We start from the raw sequence: 22,391 nt of genomic DNA, 5'->3' as shown, positions 1-22,391 counted from the left end.
CCCCCCGCGACGTGCCCGTCTTCGAGACGGTCGCCGCGCATGCCGCGGTCGCCCTGGAGAATTCCCGCCTGGTCGGCCGGCTACGGCACGACGCCGACCACGACGCGCTCACCAAGCTGCCCAACCGGCGGCGGCTCACCTCGGCGGTGGCCGAGTCGATCAAGATCGGTGCGCCGGACGAGGTGGTGGCGCTGCTGCTCTTCGACGTCGACCGGCTGCGTCAGGTCAACGAGTCGCTGGGCCACGCGGCCGGCGACAAGGTGCTGGTCGAGGTGGCCGAGCGGCTGCGGAAGTGCGCGCCCTCGTCCGCGCTGGTGGGCCGCGCCGGCGGTGACGAGTTCCTGGTGACCCTGCGGCTGGAGAGCGCCGACGCGGCCCTGGAGCTGGCGGCGCAGCTCCGCGAGCAGATCCGCGACGAGATGGTCTTCGACGCGCTCACCCTGGACGTGGACACCGCCGTCGGGGTGGCCGTCCACCCCGACCACGGCGGCGACGCGGTGGCCCTGCTCCAGCGGGTCGATTTGGCCGCCACCGCGGCCAAGTCGGTGCCCGGCAGCGTGCAGCTCTACAGCCCGGCGCTGGAGTCCCGCTCGCTGCGCCGGCTCGGCCTCGCCGGCGACCTGCACCGCGCTTTGAACGAGGGCGAGTTGGAGGTCTACTTCCAACCCAAGGTCACGCTGCGGGACCGCCGGCTGGTGGGCGTGGAGTGCCTGGCGCGGTGGGAGCACCCGGCGCACGGCACGGTCGTCCCGGACGACTTCGTGGCGGTGGCCGAGCACACCGGCCAGCTCGGCCGGCTCACCGAGTTCGTGCTGCGGGAGAGCCTGCGGCGCAGCCGCGACTGGAGCCACGGCGAGCAGGCGCTCTCCGTCTCGGTCAACCTCGCCGCCCGTACGCTCACCGACAAGCACTTCCCGACGCTGGTGCAGGACCTGCTGGCGGAGTACGGTGTGCCGCCGCAGCGCCTCACCCTGGAGATCACCGAGGCGGGGGTGCTGGACGGCACCGAACGCCCCATCCCGACGTTGCGCAGCCTGCGTGACCTCGGGGTCCGGCTCTCGGTGGACGACTTCGGCACCGGCAACTCGTCCCTGGCCCAACTGCGCCGGCTGCCGGTGCACGAGGTGAAGGTGGACCGGTCGTTCGTGCAGGGCATGGCGACCGACCCGGGCGACCTGGCCATCGTCAACGCGGTGGTGACGCTCTCCCAGCAGTTCGGCCTGACGGTGGTGGCCGAGGGGGTGGAGAGCGAGCTGACGTTGGAGCTGCTCCAGGACATCGGCTGCGAGATCGGCCAGGGTTTCCTGTTCAGTCGGCCGCTGCCGTACGAGCGCCTGGAGGCGTGGTTCGGCGCCCAGGTCGACCCCGAGACGATCGTGGCCGGGGAGCTGCCGCGCCTGCGTGTGGTGCCCTGATCAGGTGCGACGCGTGTCGGGGGGATCCGATTTCACCTCGGCCACGCGGTCGTGTACTGTTTCCTCTGCGCGACACCCCCCGGGGGTGATCGGGTAGGCCCCCTTAGCTCAGTCGGCAGAGCGTCTCCATGGTAAGGAGAAGGTCTACGGTTCGATTCCGTAAGGGGGCTCAGAGGGTCCGGCTGGACCCGCCACGGCGGTGTAGCTCAGATGGCAGAGCAAGCGGCTCATAATCGCTGTGTCGCCGGTTCAAGTCCGGCCACCGCTACTCGTCCTCCGGGCTCGACCCGGTGGTCGGTGGGACGGGCGCCACAGGCGCCCACTTTGCATGTCTGCGTTGTCAGCACGTAGGCTGACGCGCTGTAGTTGTTTATCCGTGAGCGAGGAAGGCACTCCGCCGTGGCGAAGGCGACCGATGTCCGGCCGAAGATCACTTTGGCGTGTGTGGAGTGCAAGGAGCGCAACTACATCACGCGCAAGAACCGCCGTAACGACCCGGACCGCATCGAGCTGAAGAAGTTCTGCCCCCGGGACGGCAAGCACACCGTCCACCGCGAGACCCGCTGATCCGCGCCGGCGCCGCCGGCTCGCACCAGCTTCCCCGAACGCCGATCCGCCCGGTCGACGGCCTGCGTGGCCGCCCGACCGCCCGGGTCGGCGTTCGTGCTCCCGTGTAGGTTCGCGGGCATGTCCCTGGACCCGTCCTTCGTCGGCCGGACCTATCCGCCGACCGCCCCCTACCAGGTGGGCCGAGAAAAGATCCGCGAGTTCGCCACCGCCGTCGGCGCGACCGACCCGGCCCACCACGACCCGGAGGCGGCCCGGGCACTCGGCCACCCCGACGTGGTGGCGCCGCCGACCTTCCCGGTGGTCATCACCATGGCGGCCACCCAGCAGATCGTCGAGGACCCGGCCCTGGGCGTCGACTACAGCCGGGTGGTCCACGGCGACCAGCGGTTCGCGTACACCCGGCCGGTGGTGGCCGGGGACGAGCTGGTGTGCGTGAACACCATCGAGGACATCACGAGCCGCGGTGGGCACGGCTTCCTGACCACCCGCACCGACGTGCGCACCGTGGCCGGCGAGCCGGTCGTCGCCGTCTGGTCCAAGCTCGTCGTACGCAAGGAGGCGTGAGGATGGAACTGCCCGCCCAGACGTACCGGGTGACCCGGGCGGACCTGGTCCGCTACGCGGGCGCGTCGGGGGACTTCAACCCGATCCACTGGAACGAGCGGACCGCCACCGGGGTGGGCCTGCCCGGGGTGATCGCCCACGGGATGTTCACCATGGCCCTGGTCGGTCGCGCGGTCGCCGGTTGGGCCGGCGCGCCGGACGCGGTGGTCGACTTCGGGGTCCGGTTCACCCGCCCGGTGGTCGTGCCGGACACCGACGAGGGCACCGAGGTCGAGGTCTCCGCCGTGGTCAAGGAGACCACCGAGGAGGGTCTGACCAGGCTCGACATCACCGCGACGTGCCGCGGCGAGAAGGTCCTGTCGCAGGCCCGGGCGCTGATCCGGACGGCGGGCTGACAATCCGCCCGACGCGCGCGGTCCAGACCGGTTGGGAAAGTCGCACGACTACCCGTACACTGGTCCGCCGTGGGGCAAGTGACCCCCGCTCGGCAGAACCTGCCCGGGTGGAGGTGAGTTGCCGCACAGGGGTGTAGCTCAATTGGCAGAGCAGCGGTCTCCAAAACCGCAGGCTGCAGGTTCAAGTCCTGTCACCCCTGCGCCTCAGGCCTGACCGTTCCCGTGGGTCGCGTCGCCGGCAACGGCGGCGTCCGGCCCGTGGTGGTGGCACCGGTGGGGTGGTTCCGAGGCGATCGGGGCCCTCCTGACCGGTCCGCCGGCCGCGGCCCGTCGCGGGACGGTTGGTCCGGCCGGCGTGACCAACACGCCGCGCACGCCGCCCGGCGTGCGACCCCAACCCGCACGGAGGGCGAAGTGGCCGAGAAGAAGCGGCGCGGCGAGGACGACGGCGACGAGCGTCTGAACGACGACGCGACCGTCGACGGCGTGGCCGACGACGACGCCACCGACGCGGACGCGGACGCGGACGAGCCGGTCTCCCGGGGCGGCACCGCGACCCGCAAGCGGGCGCACGCCGAGCCGACCGAGGGCCGGAAGACCCGCAAGGACACCGAGCGGATCGGGCTCTTCGCCCGCATCGCGCGGTTCTTCCGCGAGGTCGTGGCGGAGCTGCGTAAGGTCATCTGGCCGACCCGCAAGGAGCTGCTGACCTACACCGCGGTGGTGGTCACCTTCGTCGCGGTGATGCTGGCCATCGTGGCCGGCCTGGACTACGGCTTCGCCAAGGCCGTGCTGTGGGTCTTCGGCAACCCCAGCTGACCTGCGGACAGCGATACTGACGGAAGTGAGCGAGCGTGCCTGAGTACGACGAGACCGCGGAGACCCCGGACGAGCAGTCCGCGGTGGCGACGGCGGCGAACAACGAGTCGGTCGAGGCCGCCAGCGAGCCGGAGTTCCCGACCACCGAGCCGGCTCCGGACGAGGATTTCGACCCGGTCGCCGAGCTGCGCCAGAAGCTGCGCTACGCGCCCGGCGACTGGTACGTGGTGCACTCGTACGCCGGCTACGAGAACAAGGTCAAGACCAACCTCGAGACCCGGATCACGTCCCTCGACATGGAGGACTACATCTACCAGGTCGAGGTGCCGACCCGGGAAGAGGTCGAGGTCAAGAACGGCAAGCGGTCGCAGATCCAGGCGAAGGTCTTCCCGGGTTACATCCTGGTCCGGATGGAGCTGACCGCCGAGTCCTACTCCTGCGTCCGGAACACCCCGGGCGTGACCGGCTTCGTCGGTGCCACCGACCGGGCCGACCGGCCGGCCCCGCTGAGCCTCGACGAGGTGCTCAAGTGGCTGGCGCCGGCGGTCGAGACCGAGCAGAAGAAGGCCAAGCCCGAGATCAAGGTCCTCGACTTCGAGGTCGGCGACTCGGTCACGGTCACCGACGGCGCGTTCGCCTCGCTGCCGGCGACGATCAGTGAGATCAACGCCGACCAGCAGAAGCTCAAGGTGCTGGTGTCGATCTTCGGCCGGGAGACGCCGGTCGAGCTGAACTTCAACCAGGTCGCCAAGATCTGACGTACGTCGGCACCGGCGGTCGCCCGTTCGCGGGCCGGCCGCCGGTGCGCTGTCTTCCCGCCTTGCCGACCTCGGCGGGGAGGGTGGCGGAAGGCTGCGCTACCCTAGAACGTCGGCCGTCCGCACCGCGCTGACCGTGCGCGCCCGCGGGCCGGCGAAAATTCCCGGATCCAAGCCCCAGGAAGAGACATGCCTCCGAAGAAGAAGCTCGTCAAGACGTTCACGCTTCAGCTGCCGGCGGGCCAGGCCACCCCGGCGCCGCCGGTCGGCCCCGCGCTCGGCCAGCACGGCGTGAACATCATGGAGTTCTGCAAGTCCTACAACGCGCAGACCGAGTCCCAGCGGGGCGACGTCGTCCCCGCCGAGATCAGCGTCTACGAGGACCGCACGTTCACCTTCGTGCTGAAGACCCCGCCCGCCGCCCGGCTGCTGATCAAGGCCGCCGGCGTGCAGAAGGGCTCGGGCGTCCCGCACAAGGAGAAGGTCGGTTCGGTGACCCGCGCCCAGCTTCGCGAGATCGCCGAGAAGAAGATGGCGGACCTCAACGCCAACGACGTCGAGCAGGCCGAGAAGATCATCGCCGGCACCGCCCGGTCGATGGGCCTGACCGTCGCCGACTGACCTTCCGCCTTACCGCTCCACCCGATCTGTTCGTGGGAGGGCCGCGAGCGTCGCGTGCCCGCCAGAGACCACAGGAGTCACCAGAAATGCAGCGCAGCAAGAGCTACCGCAAGGCCGCCGAGGTCATCGACCGGTCGAAGCTCTACGCCCCCGCCGAGGCCGTCAAGCTGGCCAAGGACACCACCAACGTCAAGTTCGACGCCACGGTCGAGGTCGCCATGCGCCTCGGCGTCGACCCCCGCAAGGCGGACCAGATGGTCCGCGGCACGGTCAACCTGCCGCACGGCACCGGTAAGACCGCCCGCGTGATCGTCTTCGCCGCCGGCGCGAAGGCCGAAGAGGCCGCCGCCGCGGGCGCCGACGAGGTGGGCACCGACGAGCTGGTCGCCCGCATCCAGGGTGGCTGGCTGGACTTCGACGCGGCGATCGCCACGCCGGACCAGATGGCCAAGATCGGCCGGATCGCGCGGATCCTGGGCCCGCGCGGCCTGATGCCGAACCCGAAGACCGGCACCGTGACCATGGACGTCACCAAGGCCGTCTCGGACATCAAGGGCGGTAAGATCACCTTCCGGGTGGACAAGCACTCCAACCTGCACCTGATCATCGGCAAGGCCTCCTTCTCCGAGACCCAGCTGGTCGACAACTACGCCGCCGTGCTGGACGAGGTGCTCCGCGCCAAGCCGTCCGCGGCCAAGGGCACGTACCTCAAGAAGGTCACCCTGACCACCACCATGGGCCCGGGCGTCCCGGTCGACCCCAAGGTGATCAAGAACCTGCAGGAGGGCTCGACCGAGTCCTGAGCACCCGCAGCGCCCGGANCCACGCCGTGGCGGGGCCCCGTCCGTCTGTCCGTTGTGGCAGGCTCGGCGCATGCGGCTCGACGGCGTCTGGCTCCGTTACCACCGGCACGGCCCGTGGGTGCTCCGGCAGGTCGACGCGGCGATCGGTCCGGGCGAGGTCACGGTCGTGCTCGGCCGCAACGGTGCGGGCAAGTCCACGCTGCTCCAGCTCGCCGCGGGCGTGCTGCGACCGTCCCGGGGCCGGGTGGTCGACCGGCCGGCGACCGTCGGCTGGGTGCCGGAGCGGTTCCCCGCCGACCAGCCGTTCACCGTCGGGGCCTACCTGTCCGCGATGGGCCGCGTCGCCGGTCTGCCCGGCCCCGCCGCCGACCGGGCGGTGGGCCACTGGGTCGAGCGGCTGGGCCTGACCCGGTTCCACGACGTGCGCCTGCCGCAGCTCTCCAAGGGCACCGCCCAGAAGGTCGGCCTGGCGCAGGCGCTGCTGCGCCCGCCCGGCCTGCTGGTGCTCGACGAGCCCTGGGAGGGGCTGGACGCGGCGGCCCGGGAGCTGGTCCCCGAGATGATCGGCGAGGTGCTGGCCGCCGGCGGCGCGGTGCTGGTCAGCGACCACCGCGGCGAGACGGTCCGCCTGCCCGGCGCCCGCCAGTGGTCGGTCGCCGACGGCGCCGTCACCGAGGCGACGCCGTCGGGTGGCGCGGCCGTCGCGGTGGTCGAGCTGGCGGTGCCGGCCGCGGGCCTGGCGGCCGCCGTCGCCCGCCTGCGCGCCGACGGCCACCAGATCCTCCGGGTACGCGACCACGCCGCCCCACCCGCCGCCGGCTCCCCGGTGCCGGCGCCCGCCGAGCCGCCGGACCTCCCGTCCGAGACTCCGCCGGGCCTCCCGTCGACCGGGGCCTCGCCGGGCGTGTCGTCTTCCGGGGCTTCGCCGGGCGTTTCGTCGTCCGGGGCGTCGTCGGGTGTCCCGTCCGACGTGGGGCCGGCCGCCGACGGCGTGCTGGGCGAGGACCTGGCCGGTGAGCTCCCCGCGGCCGGGGCGGGCCGTCCCGGGGCGGCTACGTCGGAGGTGGGCCGGTGATCGCCCTGGTGCGGCTGCGGCTGACCGGCTTCGTGCAGACCGGGCGGGCGTTGGCGCCGGTGCTGGCCGGCCTGCTCGCCCTGGGCATCCTCTACGGCGGCGGTGGCGGGGCCCGCCCCGCGGACGTCTACGGCGTCTCCGCAGTGGTGATCTTCCCGGTGCTGGCCTGGCAGACCAAGATCCTGTTGGACGTCGAACCCGACGTGCAGCGCCGGCTGGCCCGGGTCGTGGTCGGGCCGGCCCGGGAACAGGCGGCCGGTCTCCTCGCGGCGTTCGTGGCCGGGCTCGCCGTGGTGCTGGTCGCGCTGGTGATGCCGTGGCCGCTCGGTGCGGTCTCGCTGGCGAGCGGGCCGGAGGGGCGGCCGGCGCTCGTGGGGGTGGCGCTCGGGCTCTGGGCGCACCTGCTCGCGTTGTCGGCGGCGGTGGCCGTCGGCGCGCTGGCCAGCCGGGCGGTCACCCGCAGCGCCGGCTACGGGGCGGCGGTGCTGGCGGTCGGCGTGGTCGGGGTCGTGGTGTTCGGTCTCTCCGACTCGGTGGCGCCATGGCTGGTCCCACCCGTGATGGCGACCGCGCGGGCGGTCACCCGGCCGGTCGATCCTGGCACCGGCCTGCTGTTCACCGGTTGGGCGGTGCTCTGGGTGGCGCTGGCGCTAGCGGGCTACGCCCGGGGTCGCCGCAACCGCGCCTGATCGGCGGGGTGACCGGGAGCACCCGGGGGCGATTTGGCGCTCCGCCGCACGTCGCGTAACCTGGTGCGGTAGTTCCACCCAAAGACCGCTGGTCACCGTGCCCCGGGCACGGTCGAAGGTTCCGCGACGACGGGCGACCCGCGCAGGGCGGCAAGCGAAACTCGGTGTCACGCACGGTCCGCCGACTGTGCCCACGATGCCGGCCCTCGCCCCGTGCGCCCCGCGCCGGGGCTTTTTCGTTGTCGTGATGCCTCCGCCGCCGTCGCGAGCCCCGCTCGTCGCCGGCGTACCAGCTCCGAGCAACGAGAGAGGAGGGACATGGCGGACAAGCCGATCCGGGCCGACAAGGCCACGGCCGTCGCCGAGCTGACCGAGAGCTTCCGCTCGTCGGGAGCCACCGTGCTCACCGAGTACCGCGGGCTCACGGTTTCGCAGCTCACCCAGCTGCGGCGCTCGCTCGGCAAGGAGACCAGCTACACGGTTGCGAAGAACACGCTGGCCAAGCGTGCCGCGGCCGACGCGGGCATCTCCGGCCTCGACGAGCTGTTCACCGGTCCTACCGCGCTGACTTTCGTTTCGGGCGACGTCGTCGAGGCGGCGAAGGGGCTTCGCGACTTCGCGAAGGCCAACCCGAAGCTCGTCATCAAGGGCGGTGTCTTCGAGGGCAAGGCCATTTCCGCGGCCGAGGTCACGAAGCTCGCCGACCTGGAGTCCCGCGAGGTGCTGCTGGCCAAGCTGGCCGGCGCCATGAAGGGCAACCTGAGCAAGGCCGCGGCCCTGTTCCAGGCTCCGCTCTCCAAGGCCGCCCGTGCGGCGGCCGCCCTGGCGGACAAGAAGCGCGAGCAGGAGGGCGCCGAGGCGGCCTGAGGCCGCACGGCGCACCACATTCTTAGTTTCCACTTGCAGAAAGGACGCCAGACATGGCGAAGCTCAGCACCGACGAGCTGCTCGACGCGTTCAAGGAGATGACGCTGATCGAGCTCTCCGAGTTCGTGAAGCAGTTCGAGGAGACCTTCGAGGTCACCGCCGCCGCTCCGGTCGCGGTCGCCGCGGCCGGCGGTGCCGGTGGCGCCGCTGCGGCCCCGGCCGAGGAGGAGAAGGACGAGTTCGACGTCATCCTCGACGCCGACGGTGGCAAGAAGATCCAGGTCATCAAGGTCGTGCGTGAGCTGACCGGCCTGGGCCTCAAGGAGGCCAAGGACCTGGTCGAGGCCGCGCCGAAGGCCGTCCTGGAGAAGGCCAACAAGGAGACCGCCGAGAAGGCCAAGGCCAAGCTCGAGGGCGAGGGCGCCAAGGTCACCCTCAAGTGACCTTGACCTGATGTCCGTCCGGCTCACGTNGGCGGTGATCTGGGAACAGATCACCGCCCGTCGTGTTGGTGTCACCGAAAGCAGCGAGGTGAGCAGGGCGTACAGGTTTCTCGCACCGGTTTCCCAGCGTTCCGCGTCGGTGTTCCGTCGGTGGGAAACACACCCCGAGGGGTAACCGGCCCTTGACGCGACACGGCCCGCCAGGCACGCTGGCATCAGCAAGACCTTCCGCGCTTGCAACGGCCGCCTCTCGGGTAAGGCATCGGCAGCACCACCGCCGCGCCAACCGAGCGGACCGGCAGGAGCGTTGCGTTCCGAGCGGCCCGGTGGACCCGGTTTTCCCGAGGTCCAGGGCTTGTTCCGCAACGACCTGCGGGGTGGGCTGGACAGCGGTTAGCCTCTCGGCTACACTGCTAGTTTGCGCTGCCTTCCGACTTGACCCCTGCTCGGAAATGTCCGATTGCGGATATTTCTGGTGGGGTCATTGGAGTGCACGCGTACCAGCCGTTCTGCAGCACCGGTCCTCGGAAGGACGCATCTTGGCAGCTTCCCGCCCTGCGAAGACCAGTCGTACGTCGAGCGCTTTCGCGCCCCGCCGAGTTTCTTTCGGTCGGATCACCGAACACCTCGAGGTCCCCAACCTCCTCGCCATTCAGAACGAGTCCTTCGACTGGCTCGTCGGCAACGAGGCTTGGCAGGGCCGGTCGGCGGACGACCCGCACGCACGCTCGGGTCTCGCGGAGATCCTCGACGAGATCAGTCCCATTGAGGACTTCTCCGGCACCATGTCGCTGTCCTTCTCCGCTCCGCGCTTCGACGAGGTCAAGGCCTCGATCGAGGAGTGCAAGGAGAAGGACCTGACCTACTGCGCGCCACTGTTCGTGACCGCGGAGTTCACCAACAACACCACCGGCGAGATCAAGAGCCAGACGGTGTTCATGGGTGACTTCCCGATGATGACGCCGAAGGGCACCTTCATCATCAACGGCACCGAGCGCGTCGTGGTCAGCCAGCTCGTCCGCTCGCCGGGCGTCTACTTCGACAAGCAGCCGGACAAGACCTCCGACCGCGACCTCTCCAGCGTCAAGGTGATCCCGAGCCGGGGTGCCTGGCTGGAGTTCGACATCGACAAGCGCGACACGGTCGGCGTTCGCATCGACCGCAAGCGCCGGCAGGCCGTCACCGTCCTGCTCAAGGCCATCGGGTGGTCCGCGGAGCGCATCCGCGAGAAGTTCGGCTGGTCCGAGCTGATGATGACCACCCTGGAGAAGGACCACATCGCCGGGCAGGACGAGGCGCTGCTCGACATCTACCGGAAGCTCCGCCCTGGCGAGCCGCCGACCCGCGAGAACGCCCAGACCCTGCTCGACAACCTCTTCTTCAACCCGAAGCGGTACGACGTCGCCNCGGCACGCTGACCGAGGACGACATCGTCGCCACCGTGGAATACCTCTGCCGGCTGCACGCCGGTGAGGAGGGCTACGAGGCCGACGACATCGACCACTTCGGCAACCGTCGCCTGCGTACCGTGGGCGAGCTGATCCAGAACCAGGTCCGGGTGGGTCTCTCCCGGATGGAGCGGGTCGTCCGCGAGCGGATGACCACCCAGGACGTCGAGGCGATCACGCCGCAGACCCTGATCAACATCCGCCCGGTGGTGGCGGCGATCAAGGAGTTCTTCGGCACGTCGCAGCTGTCCCAGTTCATGGACCAGACCAACCCGCTGGCGGGTCTGACCCACCGGCGCCGGCTGAGCGCGCTCGGCCCGGGTGGTCTGTCGCGTGAGCGGGCCGGCTTCGAGGTCCGCGACGTGCACCCGTCCCACTACGGCCGGATGTGCCCGATCGAGACGCCGGAAGGCCCGAACATCGGCCTGATCGGCGCGCTCTCCACCTTCGCCCGGGTCAACCCGTTCGGCTTCATCGAGACGCCGTACCGGAAGGTCATCGACGGTCGGGTCACCGACCAGATCGACTACCTGACCGCGGACGAGGAGGACCGGTTCGTCAAGGCGCAGGCCAACGCCCCGCTGAAGTCGGACGGCACCTTCGCCGAGGACCGGGTGCTCTGCCGTCGTAAGGGTGGCGAGACCGAGGACGTGGTTCCCAGCGCCGTCGACTACATGGACGTGTCGCCGCGACAGATGACCTCGGTCGCCACCGCGATGATCCCGTTCCTGGAGCACGACGACGCCAACCGCGCGCTCATGGGCGCGAACATGCAGCGTCAGGCGGTGCCGCTGGTCAAGGCCGAGTCGCCGCTGGTCGGCACCGGCATGGAATACCGTGCGGCCGTGGACGCCGGCGACGTGGTCGTCGCCGAGGTCGGCGGTGTGGTCGAGGACCTGTGCGCGGACTACATCACGGTCCACCAGGACGACGGCCACCGCCGGACGTACCTGCTGCACAAGTTCCGCCGCTCCAACGCCGGCTCCTGCGTCAACCAGAAGCCGGTCGTCTTCGAGGGCGACCGCGTCGAGGCCGGCCAGGTCATCGCCGACGGTCCGTGCACCGACGAGGGCGAGATGGCGCTCGGGCGCAACCTGCTCGTGGCGTTCATGTGCTGGGAGGGCCACAACTACGAGGACGCGATCATCCTGTCGCAGCGTCTCGTGCAGCAGGACGTGCTCACCTCGATCCACATCGAGGAGCACGAGGTCGACGCCCGGGACACCAAGCTCGGCCCGGAGGAGATCACCCGCGACATCCCGAACGTCAGCGAGGAGATGCTCGCCGACCTCGACGAGCGCGGCATCATCCGGATCGGCGCCGAGGTCGTCCCCGGCGACATCCTGGTCGGCAAGGTCACGCCGAAGGGCGAGACCGAGCTGACCCCCGAGGAGCGGCTGCTCCGCGCGATCTTCGGCGAGAAGGCGCGCGAGGTCCGCGACACCTCGCTGAAGGTGCCGCACGGCGAGACCGGCACGGTCATCGGCGTACGCACGTTCTCCCGCGAGGACGGCGACGAGCTGCCCCCGGGCGTGAACGAGCTGGTGCGGGTCTACGTGGCCCAGAAGCGCAAGATCCAGGACGGTGACAAGCTCGCGGGCCGCCACGGCAACAAGGGCGTCATCTCCAAGATCCTGCCGATCGAGGACATGCCGTTCCTGGAGGACGGCACCCCGGTCGACATCGTGCTGAACCCGCTCGGTGTGCCGTCCCGGATGAACATCGGCCAGGTCCTGGAGACCCACCTCGGGTGGGTGGCCAAGACCGGCTGGAGCGTCGACGGCGACGACGAGGAGTGGAAGCGCCAGCTCAAGTCGATCAACGCGCACGAGTCCGAGCCGGACACCAACGTGGCCACCCCGGTCTTCGACGGTGCCCGCGAGGAGGAGATCTCCGGCCTGCTGGCGTCGACCCTGCCCAACCGGGACGGCAACCAGCTGATCGGGCGCACCGGCAAGGCGCAGCTGTTCGACGGTCGTTCCGGCGAGCCGCTGCCCGACCCGATCGCGGTCGGCTACGTCTACATCCTGAAGCTCAACCACCTGGTCGACGACAAGATCCACGCCCGGTCGACCGGCCCGTACTCGATGATCACGCAGCAGCCGCTGGGTGGTAAGGCGCAGTTCGGTGGCCAGCGCTTCGGTGAGATGGAGTGCTGGGCCATGCAGGCGTACGGCGCCGCCTACGCCCTGCAGGAGCTGCTGACCATCAAGTCCGACGACGTCCTCGGCCGGGTCAAGGTCTACGAGGCGATCGTCAAGGGCGAGAACATCCCGGAGCCGGGCATCCCGGAGTCGTTCAAGGTGTTGCTCAAGGAGCTGCAGTCGCTGTGCCTCAACGTCGAGGTGCTCTCCAGCGACGGTGTGGCCCTGGAGATGCGCGAGACCGACGACGAGGTGTTCCGGGCCGCGGAGGAGCTGGGCATCGACCTGTCCCGGCGCGAGCCGAGCTCGGTCGAAGAGGTCTGAGGCGGTGATTCGGGGGCCGGGTCACCGGCCCCCGATCCCGCCCGTTAGCTAGCAGTACAGACGACGACATAGGGGACACAGTGCTCGACGTCAACTTCTTCGACGAGCTGCGCATCGGTCTCGCCACCGCCGACGACATCCGTCAGTGGTCCCACGGCGAGGTCAAGAAGCCCGAGACCATCAACTACCGCACCCTCAAGCCGGAGAAGGACGGGCTCTTCTGCGAGAAGATCTTCGGTCCGCAGCGGGACTGGGAGTGCTACTGCGGTAAGTACAAGCGGGTCCGCTTCAAGGGCATCATCTGCGAGCGCTGCGGCGTCGAGGTGACCCGCTCCAAGGTTCGCCGGGAGCGGATGGGCCACATCGAGCTGGCGGCTCCGGTGACCCACATCTGGTACTTCAAGGGCGTGCCGAGCCGGCTGGGCTACCTGCTGGACCTCGCCCCGAAGGACCTCGAAAAGATCATCTACTTCGCCTCGTACGTCGTGACGAGCGTGGACGCCGAGGCGCGTCACCGCGACCTCTCGACGATCGAGAACGAGATCCTGGCCGAGAAGCGGCAGTCCGAGAACAGCCGCGACTCGGAGATTGAGAAGCGGGCCGCCAAGCTGGAGGCCGACCTGGCCGAGCTGGAGGCCGAGGGCGCGAAGGCGGACGTCCGGCGCAAGGTCAAGGAGGGCGGAGAGCGCGAGATGCGCCAAATCCGCGACCGGGCCCAGCGCGAGATCGACCGCCTCGACGAGGTCCTCGACACGTTCCGCAAGCTGGAGCCGAAGCAGCTGGTCACCGACGAGCTGCTCTACCGCGAGCTGCGCGACCGCTTCGGTGAGTACTTCACCGGCAGCATGGGCGCCGAGGCCATCAAGGCCCTGGTCCAGAACATGGACCTGGAGGCCGAGGCGGAGAACCTCCGCGAGACCATCCGCTCCGGCAAGGGGCAGCGGAAGATCCGCGCGCTCAAGCGGCTGAAGGTCGTCGCGGCGTTCCAGAACACCCGGAACTCGCCGCTCGGCATGGTGCTGGACTGCGTCCCGGTCATCCCGCCGGACCTGCGCCCGATGGTGCAGCTCGACGGTGGCCGCTTCGCGACCTCCGACCTGAACGACCTGTACCGCCGGGTGATCAACCGGAACAACCGGCTCAAGCGGCTGATCGACCTCGGCGCGCCCGAGATCATCGTCAACAACGAGAAGCGGATGCTCCAGGAGGCCGTCGACGCGTTGTTCGACAACGGCCGTCGCGGTCGTCCGGTCACCGGTCCGGGCAACCGGCCGCTGAAGTCGCTCTCCGACATGCTCAAGGGCAAGCAGGGCCGGTTCCGCCAGAACCTGCTGGGCAAGCGCGTCGACTACTCCGGCCGTTCGGTCATCGTGGTCGGCCCGAAGCTCAAGCTGCACCAGTGCGGCCTGCCCAAGCAGATGGCGCTGGAGCTGTTCAAGCCGTTCGTGATGAAGCGGCTGGTCGACCTGAACCACGCGCAGAACATCAAGTCCGCCAAGCGGATGGTCGAGCGGCAGCGGCCGGTCGTGTGGGACGTGCTGGAAGAGGTCATCGGCGAGCACCCGGTGCTGCTGAACCGCGCGCCGACCCTGCACCGGCTGGGCATCCAGGCCTTCGAGCCGCAGCTGGTCGAGGGCAAGGCCATCCAGATCCACCCGCTGGTCTGCACCGCGTTCAACGCCGACTTCGACGGTGACCAGATGGCGGTCCACGTGCCGCTGTCCGCCGAGGCCCAGGCCGAGGCGCGGATCCTGATGCTGTCGTCGAACAACATCCTCAAGCCGGCCGACGGCAAGCCGGTCACCATGCCCACCCAGGACATGGTCATCGGTCTCTACCACCTCACCCACCTCACCCCGGGTGGCGCGGGCGAGGGCCGGGCGTTCAGTTCGGACGCCGAGGCGCGGATGGCGTTCGACAACGGCGAGCTGCACCTCCAGACCCCGGTCAAGATCCGGCTGCGGGACGTGGTCGGTGTCGACAACGGCGCCGGCGCCGAGCCGTGGACGGCGCCCGAGGGCTGGGTCGAGGGCGAGCCGGTGACGGTGGAGACCACGCTGGGTCGGGTCCTGTTCAACGAGACGCTGCCCCCGGGCTACCGCTTCGTGAACTACGAGATCCGCAAGGGCCAGCTCTCCGCGATCGTCAACGACCTCGCCGAGCGCTTCCCGAAGGTTGCCCTGGCGGCCACCCTGGACGGGCTCAAGGAGGCCGGTTTCCACTGGGCCACCTGGTCCGGCGTCACCATCGGCATGGAGGACGTCATCGCTCCGCCGCGCAAGCGGGAGATCCTGGAGCGGTACGAGAAGGAAGCCGACCGGATCGACAAGCAGTACCAGCGTGGTCTGATGACCGCCGAGGAGCGTCGCGGCGAGCTGATCGAGATCTGGACCAAGGCAACCAACGAGGTCGCCAAGGAGATGGACACCGCGCTGCCGCAGGAGAACCCGCTGTGGAAGATGATCAACTCGGGTGCTCGCGGTAACCTGCTCCAGCTCCGGCAGATCGCGGCGATCCGTGGTCTGGTGGCCAACCCGAAGGGCGAGATCATCCCGCGGCCGATCAAGGCCTCGTACCGGGAAGGTCTGTCCGTGCTGGAGTACTTCATCTCCACCCACGGCGCCCGTAAGGGTCTCGCGGACACCGCCCTGCGTACCGCCGACTCGGGTTACCTGACCCGGCGTCTGGTGGACGTCTCGCAGGACGTCATCATCCGCGAGGAGGACTGCGGCACCGACCGGGCCATTCCGATGCAGATCGGTGAGCAGCTGGACGGCAAGCTGGTCGTGCACGAGCACGCCGAGACCAGCGTGCACGCCCGGACTCTGGCCGACGACATCAAGGGGCCGGACGGCACCGTGGTGGCCCACCGCGGCCAGGACATCAACTCCATCGGCGTCGACGCGATCGTCGCCGCCGGCGTGGAGACGGTACGGGTGCGCAGCGTGCTCACCTGCGAGTCGAAGCTGGGCGTCTGCGGTGCGTGCTACGGCCGCTCGCTGCCGACCGGCAAGACCGTGGACGTCGGCGAGGCGGTCGGCATCATCGCCGCCCAGTCGATCGGTGAGCCGGGTACGCAGCTGACGATGCGTACCTTCCACACCGGTGGTGTCGCGGGTGAGGACATCACCCAGGGTCTGCCCCGTGTCCAGGAGATCTTCGAGGCCCGGGTGCCGAAGGGCAAGGCGCCCATCGCCGACACCCCGGGTCGCATCCGGATCGAGGACGGCGAGCGGTCCCGCAAGATCGTGGTCATTCCGGACGACGGCAGCGACGAGATCGTCTACGACAAGATCTCGAAGCGGGTCCGGCTCCGGGCGCACGACGGCGACCACGTCGAGGTCGGCGAGAAGCTCACCGAGGGCACCATCGACCCGCACGAGCTGCTGCGCATCCTCGGCCCGCGCGCGGTCCAGGTCCACCTGACCCAGGAGGTCCAGGAGGTCTACCGCTCGCAGGGTGTGCTCATCCACGACAAGCACATCGAGATCATCATCCGCCAGATGCTCAAGCGGGTGACGGTCATCGACTCCGGCTCGACCGAGTTCCTGCCGGGCGTGCTGGTCGACCGGGCGCTGTTCGAGTCGGAGAACCGCCGGCTCGTCGGTGAGGGTGGCGAGCCCGCCGCCGGTCGTCCGGTGCTGATGGGTATCACCAAGGCCTCGCTGGCCACGGATTCCTGGCTGTCGGCGGCCTCCTTCCAGGAGACCACCCGGGTGCTGACGGACGCGGCGATCCACGCCCGCAGCGACTCGCTGATCGGCCTCAAGGAGAACGTGATCATCGGTAAGCTCATCCCGGCCGGTACGGGCATCAGCAAGTACCGCAACGTCCGGGTCGAGCCGACCGAGGAGGCGAAGGCCAAGGTCTACTCGATGACCGGCTACCCGGAGACCGACTACGGCTTCGGGCCGGCCAGCGGCCAGGCGGTGCCGCTGGACGACTTCGACTTCGGGTCGTACCGCTAAACCGCACGCACGACGAGGCCCCCGGCACCCGCCGGGGGCCTCGTCGCGTCCCGGCCTTGATCCACACACCGGTACGCCGAAGCGGTCGGATCGGCTCGTCCCCGACCCCGCCCTTTCGCCGGACCGGGCTCCGGCCAGGGGATGGGCCTACGCCAGTACGCCGAAACGGTCGGTTCGAGGTGTCCCGGACCTCGCCAGTTCGCTGAATCGGTGTGGATCACCGCGAACCCGTCGCGCTGGCCGGGGGATGATGGGGGGTATGTCGTTCGTGTCCGTCGCGTTTCAGGGGCAGCGCCATCCGCATGACCCGGAGCCGGTGCGTGCCACCAAGGCCCGCGCCGTGTTCGCCCTCGGTCTGATCGGCGCGCTGACCGGCCTCTTCGTCGGTGGGGTGGTGCCGTCGACCATCGCGCTCGCCCTGGCCCGGCAGGCCCGCCGGGAGGCGTACACATCGGGGGGTTACCTCACCGGCGCCGACTGGCTGCGCCGCGGTGAACGGCTGGCCCAGGTGGGCCTGGTGCTGACGGCCCTCGTGGTGGTGGCCGCGGTGGTGATCGGGGTGCTCCGGCACGCCGACGCCTCGTTCGGGCACGACTACGCGCCGAACTTCGACTGACCCGGTAGGTGCGCGGCCCTGCGCCGGCCCACCCGGCGGTGGCCGGCGGCGGTAGCCTGGCCGGTGTCCGCCGCGGGGTGGGCGAGTACGTGGACAGGAGGCCGCTGTGACGGATCCGGCTGTGCCGCCGGGAGGCGACCCGACCCGCCCTGGTGCCGGCCCGGATCCCGCCACCCCACCGGCCCCGCCCCGGCCGGACCAGTCCGACTGGTCCAGCCCACCGGTCTCGCCCCGGCCCGGCCAGTCCGACTCGCCCAGCCCAACCGACCCGTCCGACGCGGCCGGCCAGTCCGACCCGGCTGGCCAGTCCGAGTCGCACAAGCCGACCGGCCCGCCCGACATGCCCGGTTCGCCTGGCCCGGCTGATTCGCCCGGTCAGCCTGGTGCTTGGCCGCCTGCCGGGCCCTACCCGCCCTCTGGGCCGATCACGTTCCGGTCGGATGCGCCGGGGCCGACGCCAACCCCGGGCGGTCCGGGGCCGACGCCAACCCCGCGTGGAGAGGGCTTGGCGTCCGCGCCGGGTGGGCAGGGCTCGATGTCAGCGCCGGGTGCACACGCCCCGATGTCAGCGTCGGGTGAAGAGGCCCGGTCGTCCGGGCCGGGTGGGCACGGCAGCGGGCCCGGGCCCGGTGGTCACGGACCGGGGTTCGGGCCAGGTGTGCAGGGACCGGGGTTCGGGCCGGGTGTGCAGGCACCGGGGTTCGGGCCGGGTGGGCAGGGATCGGGTGGGCCGGGCCCCGGGTCCGGGCCGAGTGGTTACGGGCCGGGTGCGCCGGGACCGGTGTCCGCGCCGGGGTTCGGCGGGCCGGCGTACCCCCCGGGGCAGCCGGGGCACGGCGGTCCCGGGCCGGCCTTCCGGGCGTACCCGGGGAGTCCGCCCGGCCACGGCGGTGGGTGGGCGGCGCCGGGGAGCGCGCCCGGCGGCGGCTGGGGTCCGGGTGGCGGGCCGGCGTTGCCGCCGCCTCCGCGCGACGCGCCTCGGCCTCCGAAGCGGGTCGACGCCGTGGCGGGTACGCCGTTCGGGGTGGTCCACCTCGACGTGCCGCCGGTCACCTCGGGGCTGGCCATCGGCTCGCTGGTCACCGGGATCGCCTCGATCCTGGTGTCGCTGCTGGTCTTCTGCTTCGGCGTCGCGGGTCCGGACTACGGCGGCGCCTGGGCGGCCGGGGCCTTCACCGTGCTCGGGGCGCTGGCCGGCGTGGGCGCGATCGTGGCCTGGCTGCTCGCCCGGCGGCAGATCCGGCGTCCGGCGGCGCCGCCGGCGGTCCGGTTCACCGGGGGCGGGCTGGCCGTGGCGGGGCTCAGTTGCGGCGCGGTCGGGCTGGTGCTGAGTCTGGTCGGGCTCGGTCTGGCCCTGGTGGTGCAGATCACATGACCGCGCCGGCGCGTCGTCCGGGTTCGGTGACCTGCTGCGGCCGGTTTGTCCGGGTGTCCGGTCGACGGGCGCTGACGGGGCCGCCGGGTCGTGCGGCGGGCGAGCCGGTACACTTGTCACCGTAGGTGCCCATCAGGGGCGTGTCGGTGATCCGGAAGCCGGCCGGCGGGGCTGCGCAGCAGTCCTCCCGAGCCGATCCGTTTTGACCGGCGCGGTTGTGGTAGGTACTCTTTCCCCTTGTGCCCGGGCCAGCCCGGGCAATGCGTGCGTGCGCTGGAGCCGGTCAGCCGGTGATCCCGTGGTCGCACCACCGAGCACCACCAAGACCCAAGATCCGGCGTGGGGAGTTTTCTGCGCCGGGGTAGAGACCGTGATTCGGGCGACACGCCCGACCGCGGGTGCTGGGATCGCCGAGAGGTGGCCCTGGCTGGAATGTAGGAGAGCCGCCCAGCAGGTCGGCTAGAGCAGACGGCGCGGTCGCCTCGCAGCGGCCGAAGGGAGCGGAGAAACCCGGTGCCCACCATTCAGCAGCTGGTCCGAAAGGGCCGACAGGCCAAGACGACCAAGACCAAGACCCCGGCGCTCAAGGGGTCTCCCCAGCGGCGCGGCGTGTGCACCCGCGTGTACACCACCACCCCCAAGAAGCCGAACTCGGCGCTGCGCAAGGTCGCTCGTGTCAAGCTCAGCAGCCAGATCGAGGTGACCGCCTACATCCCGGGCGTCGGCCACAACCTTCAGGAGCACTCGATCGTGCTCGTGCGCGGCGGCCGTGTGAAGGACCTCCCCGGCGTGCGGTACAAGATCGTTCGCGGCTCGCTGGACACCCAGGGTGTCCGCAACCGCAAGCAGGCTCGCAGCCGTTACGGCGCGAAGAAGGAGAAGAGCTGACATGCCGCGTAAGGGACCCGCTCCGCGGAAGCCGCTGGTCGCTGACCCGGTGTACAACTCGCCGCTGGTCACCCAGCTGGTGAACAAGATCCTGCTGCGCGGCAAGCGTCAGCTCGCCGAGCGCATCGTGTACGCCGCCCTGGAGGGCTGCCGCGAGAAGTCCGGCACCGACCCCGTCGTCACGCTGAAACGCGCGATGGACAACGTGAAGCCGACCCTCGAGGTGCGCAGCCGCCGTGTCGGTGGCGCCACCTACCAGGTTCCGGTCGAGGTCCGGCCGGCCCGCGCGACCACCCTCGGTCTGCGCTGGCTGGTGACCTACTCCCGGGCCCGGCGCGAGAAGACCATGATCGAGCGGCTGATGAACGAGCTGCTCGACGCGAGCAACGGCCTCGGTGCCGCCGTCAAGCGGCGCGAGGACACGCACAAGATGGCCGAGTCCAACAAGGCCTTCGCGCACTACCGCTGGTAACACCGCAGGTTCCGGCGCCCACGAGGCGCCGGAACCACCACCAGTTGTGTCGAGACGACGATAAGTAGGGATTGAAGTGGCCGCCGCAGACGCGCTCGCCAACGTACGCAACATCGGCATCATGGCGCACATCGATGCCGGTAAGACCACTACCACCGAGCGAATCCTGTTCTACACCGGCATCACGTACAAGATCGGTGAGGTCCACGAGGGCGCTGCCGTCATGGACTGGATGGAGCAGGAGCAGGAGCGCGGTATCACCATCACTTCCGCCGCTACGAACTGCGAGTGGAAGGGCCACACGATTCAGATCATCGACACGCCCGGACACGTCGACTTCACGGTCGAGGTCGAGCGGTCGCTGCGTGTCCTGGACGGTGCGGTCGCGGTGTACGACGGCGTGGCCGGTGTGGAGCCGCAGACCGAGAACGTGTGGCGGCAGGCGGACAAGTACAACGTCCCCCGGATGTGCTTCGTCAACAAGCTCGACCGGACCGGCGCCGACTTCTTCCGCTGCGTGCAGATGATGATCGACCGGCTCAACGCCACCCCGCTGGTGCTCCAGATCCCGATCGGCCTCGAGGGCGACCACATCGGCGTCGTGGACCTGCTCGGCATGCGCGCCCTCACCTGGCGCGGGGAGACCCNGCCGAGTGGCGCGAGAAGCTGATGGAGACCCTGGCCGACGTCGACGACGCGGTGATGGAGAAGTACCTGGAGGGCGAGGAGATCTCCGTCGAGGAGATCAAGGCCGCCATCCGTCGGGCCACCATCGCCAACAAGGCCAACCCGGTGCTGTGCGGTTCGGCGTTCAAGAACAAGGGCGTGCAGCCCATGCTCGACGCCGTCATCGACTTCCTGCCGTCGCCGCTGGACGTTCCGGCGATCGAGGGTACGGCGACCGACGGCGAGACGCCGCTGCAGCGCAAGCCGTCCACCTCGGAGCCGTTCTCCGCGCTGGCGTTCAAGATCCAGACCGACAAGCACCTCGGCAAGCTCACCTACGTCCGGGTCTACTCCGGCGTGGTCGAGTCCGGGTCCCAGGTGGTCAACTCCACCAAGGACCGCAAGGAGCGCATCGGCAAGGTCTACCAGATGCACGCCAACAAGCGGGAAGAGCGCAGCACCGCCCGCGCCGGCGACATCATCGCGGTCCAGGGTCTGAAGCAGACCACCACCGGTGACACCCTGTGTGACCCGGCGAACCCGGTCATCCTGGAGTCGATGACCTTCCCGGAGCCGGTCATCGAGGTGGCCATCGAGCCGAAGACCAAGGCCGACCAGGAGAAGCTCAGCACCGCCATCCAGCGGCTGGCCGAGGAGGACCCGACCTTCCGCGTCAAGCTGGACGACCAGACCGGTCAGACGGTCATCTCCGGCATGGGCGAGCTGCACCTGGACATCCTGGTCGACCGGATGCGCCGCGAGTTCAACGTCGAGGCGAACATCGGTAAGCCGCAGGTGGCGTACCGCGAGACGATCCGCCGCAAGGTGGACAAGATCGAGTACACCCACAAGAAGCAGACCGGTGGCTCCGGCCAGTACGCCCGCGTGATCGTGAGTCTCGAGCCGCTGCCCCTGGGCAACGACGCGCCGACCTACGAGTTCGCGAACGCCGTCACCGGTGGCCGCATCCCCCGGGAGTTCATCCCGTCGGTGGACGCGGGCGCCCAGGACGCCATGCAGTACGGCATCCTCGCCGGCTTCCCGCTGGTGGGTCTCAAGCTGACGCTGCTGGACGGCCAGTACCACGAGGTCGACTCGTCCGAGATGGCGTTCAAGATCGCCGGTTCGATGGTGATGAAGGAGGCGGCCCGCAAGGCCGACCCCGCACTGCTCGAGCCGATGATGGCCGTTGAGGTCACCACTCCGGAGGAGAACATGGGTGACGTCATCGGCGACCTCAACTCCCGGCGTGGCATCATCCAGGCGATGGAGGAGCGCAGCGGCGCTCGCGTCGTCCGGGCCCTGGTGCCGCTGTCGGAGATGTTCGGCTACGTCGGCGACCTGCGGTCGAAGACCCAGGGCCGGGCTAGCTACAGCATGCAGTTCGACTCCTACGCCGAAGTTCCGCAGAGCGTGGCGAAGGAGATCATCGCCAAGGCGACGGGTGAGTGACGCTCACCTCGAGCTGACC

Annotated in this window: 17 protein-coding genes, 3 tRNA genes and 2 pseudogenes; all 22 read left to right on the top strand. The window is 70.0% G+C overall.

From position 1 onward, the window contains the following. Positions 1-1,415 (top strand): putative bifunctional diguanylate cyclase/phosphodiesterase (locus tag B1205_RS31145; RefSeq protein ID WP_254909812.1); only part of this gene is annotated, 1,415 nt, incomplete at its 5' end. Between the two features lie 97 nt (positions 1,416-1,512). Further along, positions 1,513-1,585: transfer RNA gene (locus B1205_RS09655), tRNA-Thr, on the top strand. 25 nt (positions 1,586-1,610) lie between these two features. Beyond that, positions 1,611-1,683 (top strand) — tRNA-Met (locus B1205_RS09650). Between the two features lie 131 nt (positions 1,684-1,814). Beyond that, positions 1,815-1,982, top strand: coding sequence for a 50S ribosomal protein L33 (gene rpmG, locus B1205_RS09645; RefSeq protein WP_013288652.1), 168 nt, complete (start codon positions 1,815-1,817; stop codon positions 1,980-1,982). A gap of 120 nt (positions 1,983-2,102) precedes the next feature. Further along, positions 2,103-2,549 carry a MaoC family dehydratase N-terminal domain-containing protein gene (locus tag B1205_RS09640; protein WP_089155271.1) on the top strand — a complete coding sequence of 149 codons (447 nt, stop codon included), beginning with the start codon at positions 2,103-2,105 and terminating at the stop codon, positions 2,547-2,549. A gap of 2 nt (positions 2,550-2,551) precedes the next feature. Then, on the top strand, positions 2,552-2,944 hold the full coding sequence (locus tag B1205_RS09635) for a MaoC family dehydratase (RefSeq protein ID WP_089155270.1): 393 nt from the start codon (positions 2,552-2,554) through the stop codon (positions 2,942-2,944). Positions 2,945-3,071: 127 nt separating this feature from the next. Beyond that, positions 3,072-3,144 (top strand) — tRNA-Trp (locus B1205_RS09630). A gap of 214 nt (positions 3,145-3,358) precedes the next feature. Next, positions 3,359-3,763 (top strand): preprotein translocase subunit SecE, encoded by a 405-nt coding sequence (gene secE, locus B1205_RS09625; RefSeq protein ID WP_089155398.1) that lies wholly within the window; start codon positions 3,359-3,361, stop codon positions 3,761-3,763. A 35-nt stretch (positions 3,764-3,798) separates the two neighbouring features. After that, positions 3,799-4,521, top strand: a complete 723-nt coding sequence (gene nusG / locus B1205_RS09620) for a transcription termination/antitermination protein NusG (protein WP_089155269.1) — start codon at positions 3,799-3,801, stop codon at positions 4,519-4,521. Positions 4,522-4,710: 189 nt separating this feature from the next. Then, the gene (rplK, locus tag B1205_RS09615; RefSeq protein WP_089155268.1) at positions 4,711-5,142 is read left to right on the top strand and encodes a 50S ribosomal protein L11; all 432 of its coding nucleotides are present in this window, start codon (positions 4,711-4,713) and stop codon (positions 5,140-5,142) included. Between the two features lie 86 nt (positions 5,143-5,228). Continuing rightward, entirely contained in the window at positions 5,229-5,945 is a 717-nt protein-coding gene (rplA, locus tag B1205_RS09610; protein ID WP_089155267.1) for a 50S ribosomal protein L1, read from the top strand. 70 nt (positions 5,946-6,015) lie between these two features. Then, positions 6,016-7,020 (top strand): ATP-binding cassette domain-containing protein, encoded by a 1,005-nt coding sequence (locus tag B1205_RS09605; RefSeq protein ID WP_089155266.1) that lies wholly within the window; start codon positions 6,016-6,018, stop codon positions 7,018-7,020. After that, on the top strand, positions 7,017-7,709 hold the full coding sequence (locus tag B1205_RS09600; protein ID WP_089155265.1) for a hypothetical protein: 693 nt from the start codon (positions 7,017-7,019) through the stop codon (positions 7,707-7,709). Before B1205_RS09605 ends, B1205_RS09600 begins: the two co-directional genes overlap by 4 nt. A gap of 318 nt (positions 7,710-8,027) precedes the next feature. Beyond that, positions 8,028-8,576: a 50S ribosomal protein L10 gene (rplJ, locus tag B1205_RS09595; protein ID WP_089155264.1), complete on the top strand. Its 549-nt coding sequence runs from the start codon at positions 8,028-8,030 to the stop codon at positions 8,574-8,576. A gap of 53 nt (positions 8,577-8,629) precedes the next feature. After that, the gene (gene rplL, locus B1205_RS09590; RefSeq protein WP_089155263.1) at positions 8,630-9,019 is read left to right on the top strand and encodes a 50S ribosomal protein L7/L12; all 390 of its coding nucleotides are present in this window, start codon (positions 8,630-8,632) and stop codon (positions 9,017-9,019) included. A 539-nt stretch (positions 9,020-9,558) separates the two neighbouring features. After that, positions 9,559-12,935, top strand: a pseudogene (gene rpoB / locus B1205_RS09585) (DNA-directed RNA polymerase subunit beta). A gap of 80 nt (positions 12,936-13,015) precedes the next feature. After that, positions 13,016-16,903, top strand: coding sequence for a DNA-directed RNA polymerase subunit beta' (locus B1205_RS09580; protein ID WP_089155262.1), 3,888 nt, complete (start codon positions 13,016-13,018; stop codon positions 16,901-16,903). Between the two features lie 250 nt (positions 16,904-17,153). Further along, on the top strand, positions 17,154-17,519 hold the full coding sequence (locus B1205_RS09575; protein WP_441338463.1) for a hypothetical protein: 366 nt from the start codon (positions 17,154-17,156) through the stop codon (positions 17,517-17,519). A gap of 1,003 nt (positions 17,520-18,522) precedes the next feature. Further along, positions 18,523-18,894, top strand: coding sequence for a hypothetical protein (locus tag B1205_RS09565; RefSeq protein WP_089155260.1), 372 nt, complete (start codon positions 18,523-18,525; stop codon positions 18,892-18,894). Positions 18,895-19,407: 513 nt separating this feature from the next. Then, on the top strand, positions 19,408-19,782 hold the full coding sequence (gene rpsL, locus B1205_RS09560) for a 30S ribosomal protein S12 (RefSeq protein ID WP_007465318.1): 375 nt from the start codon (positions 19,408-19,410) through the stop codon (positions 19,780-19,782). 1 nt (position 19,783) lies between these two features. Next, complete coding sequence (rpsG, locus tag B1205_RS09555) at positions 19,784-20,254, top strand: 30S ribosomal protein S7 (protein ID WP_077938296.1); 471 nt, start codon at positions 19,784-19,786, stop codon at positions 20,252-20,254. Between the two features lie 76 nt (positions 20,255-20,330). Then, positions 20,331-22,372: pseudogene (gene fusA, locus B1205_RS09550) on the top strand (elongation factor G). Positions 22,373-22,391: the final 19 nt, after the last annotated feature.

Origin of the sequence: Micromonospora sp. NBS 11-29, from assembly GCF_002140155.1 — a bacterium.
Classification (GTDB): Bacteria; Actinomycetota; Actinomycetes; order Mycobacteriales; family Micromonosporaceae; genus Micromonospora.
Note: the sequence above shows the minus strand (reverse complement) of the source record. Positions and strands in the feature narration are given on the sequence as shown.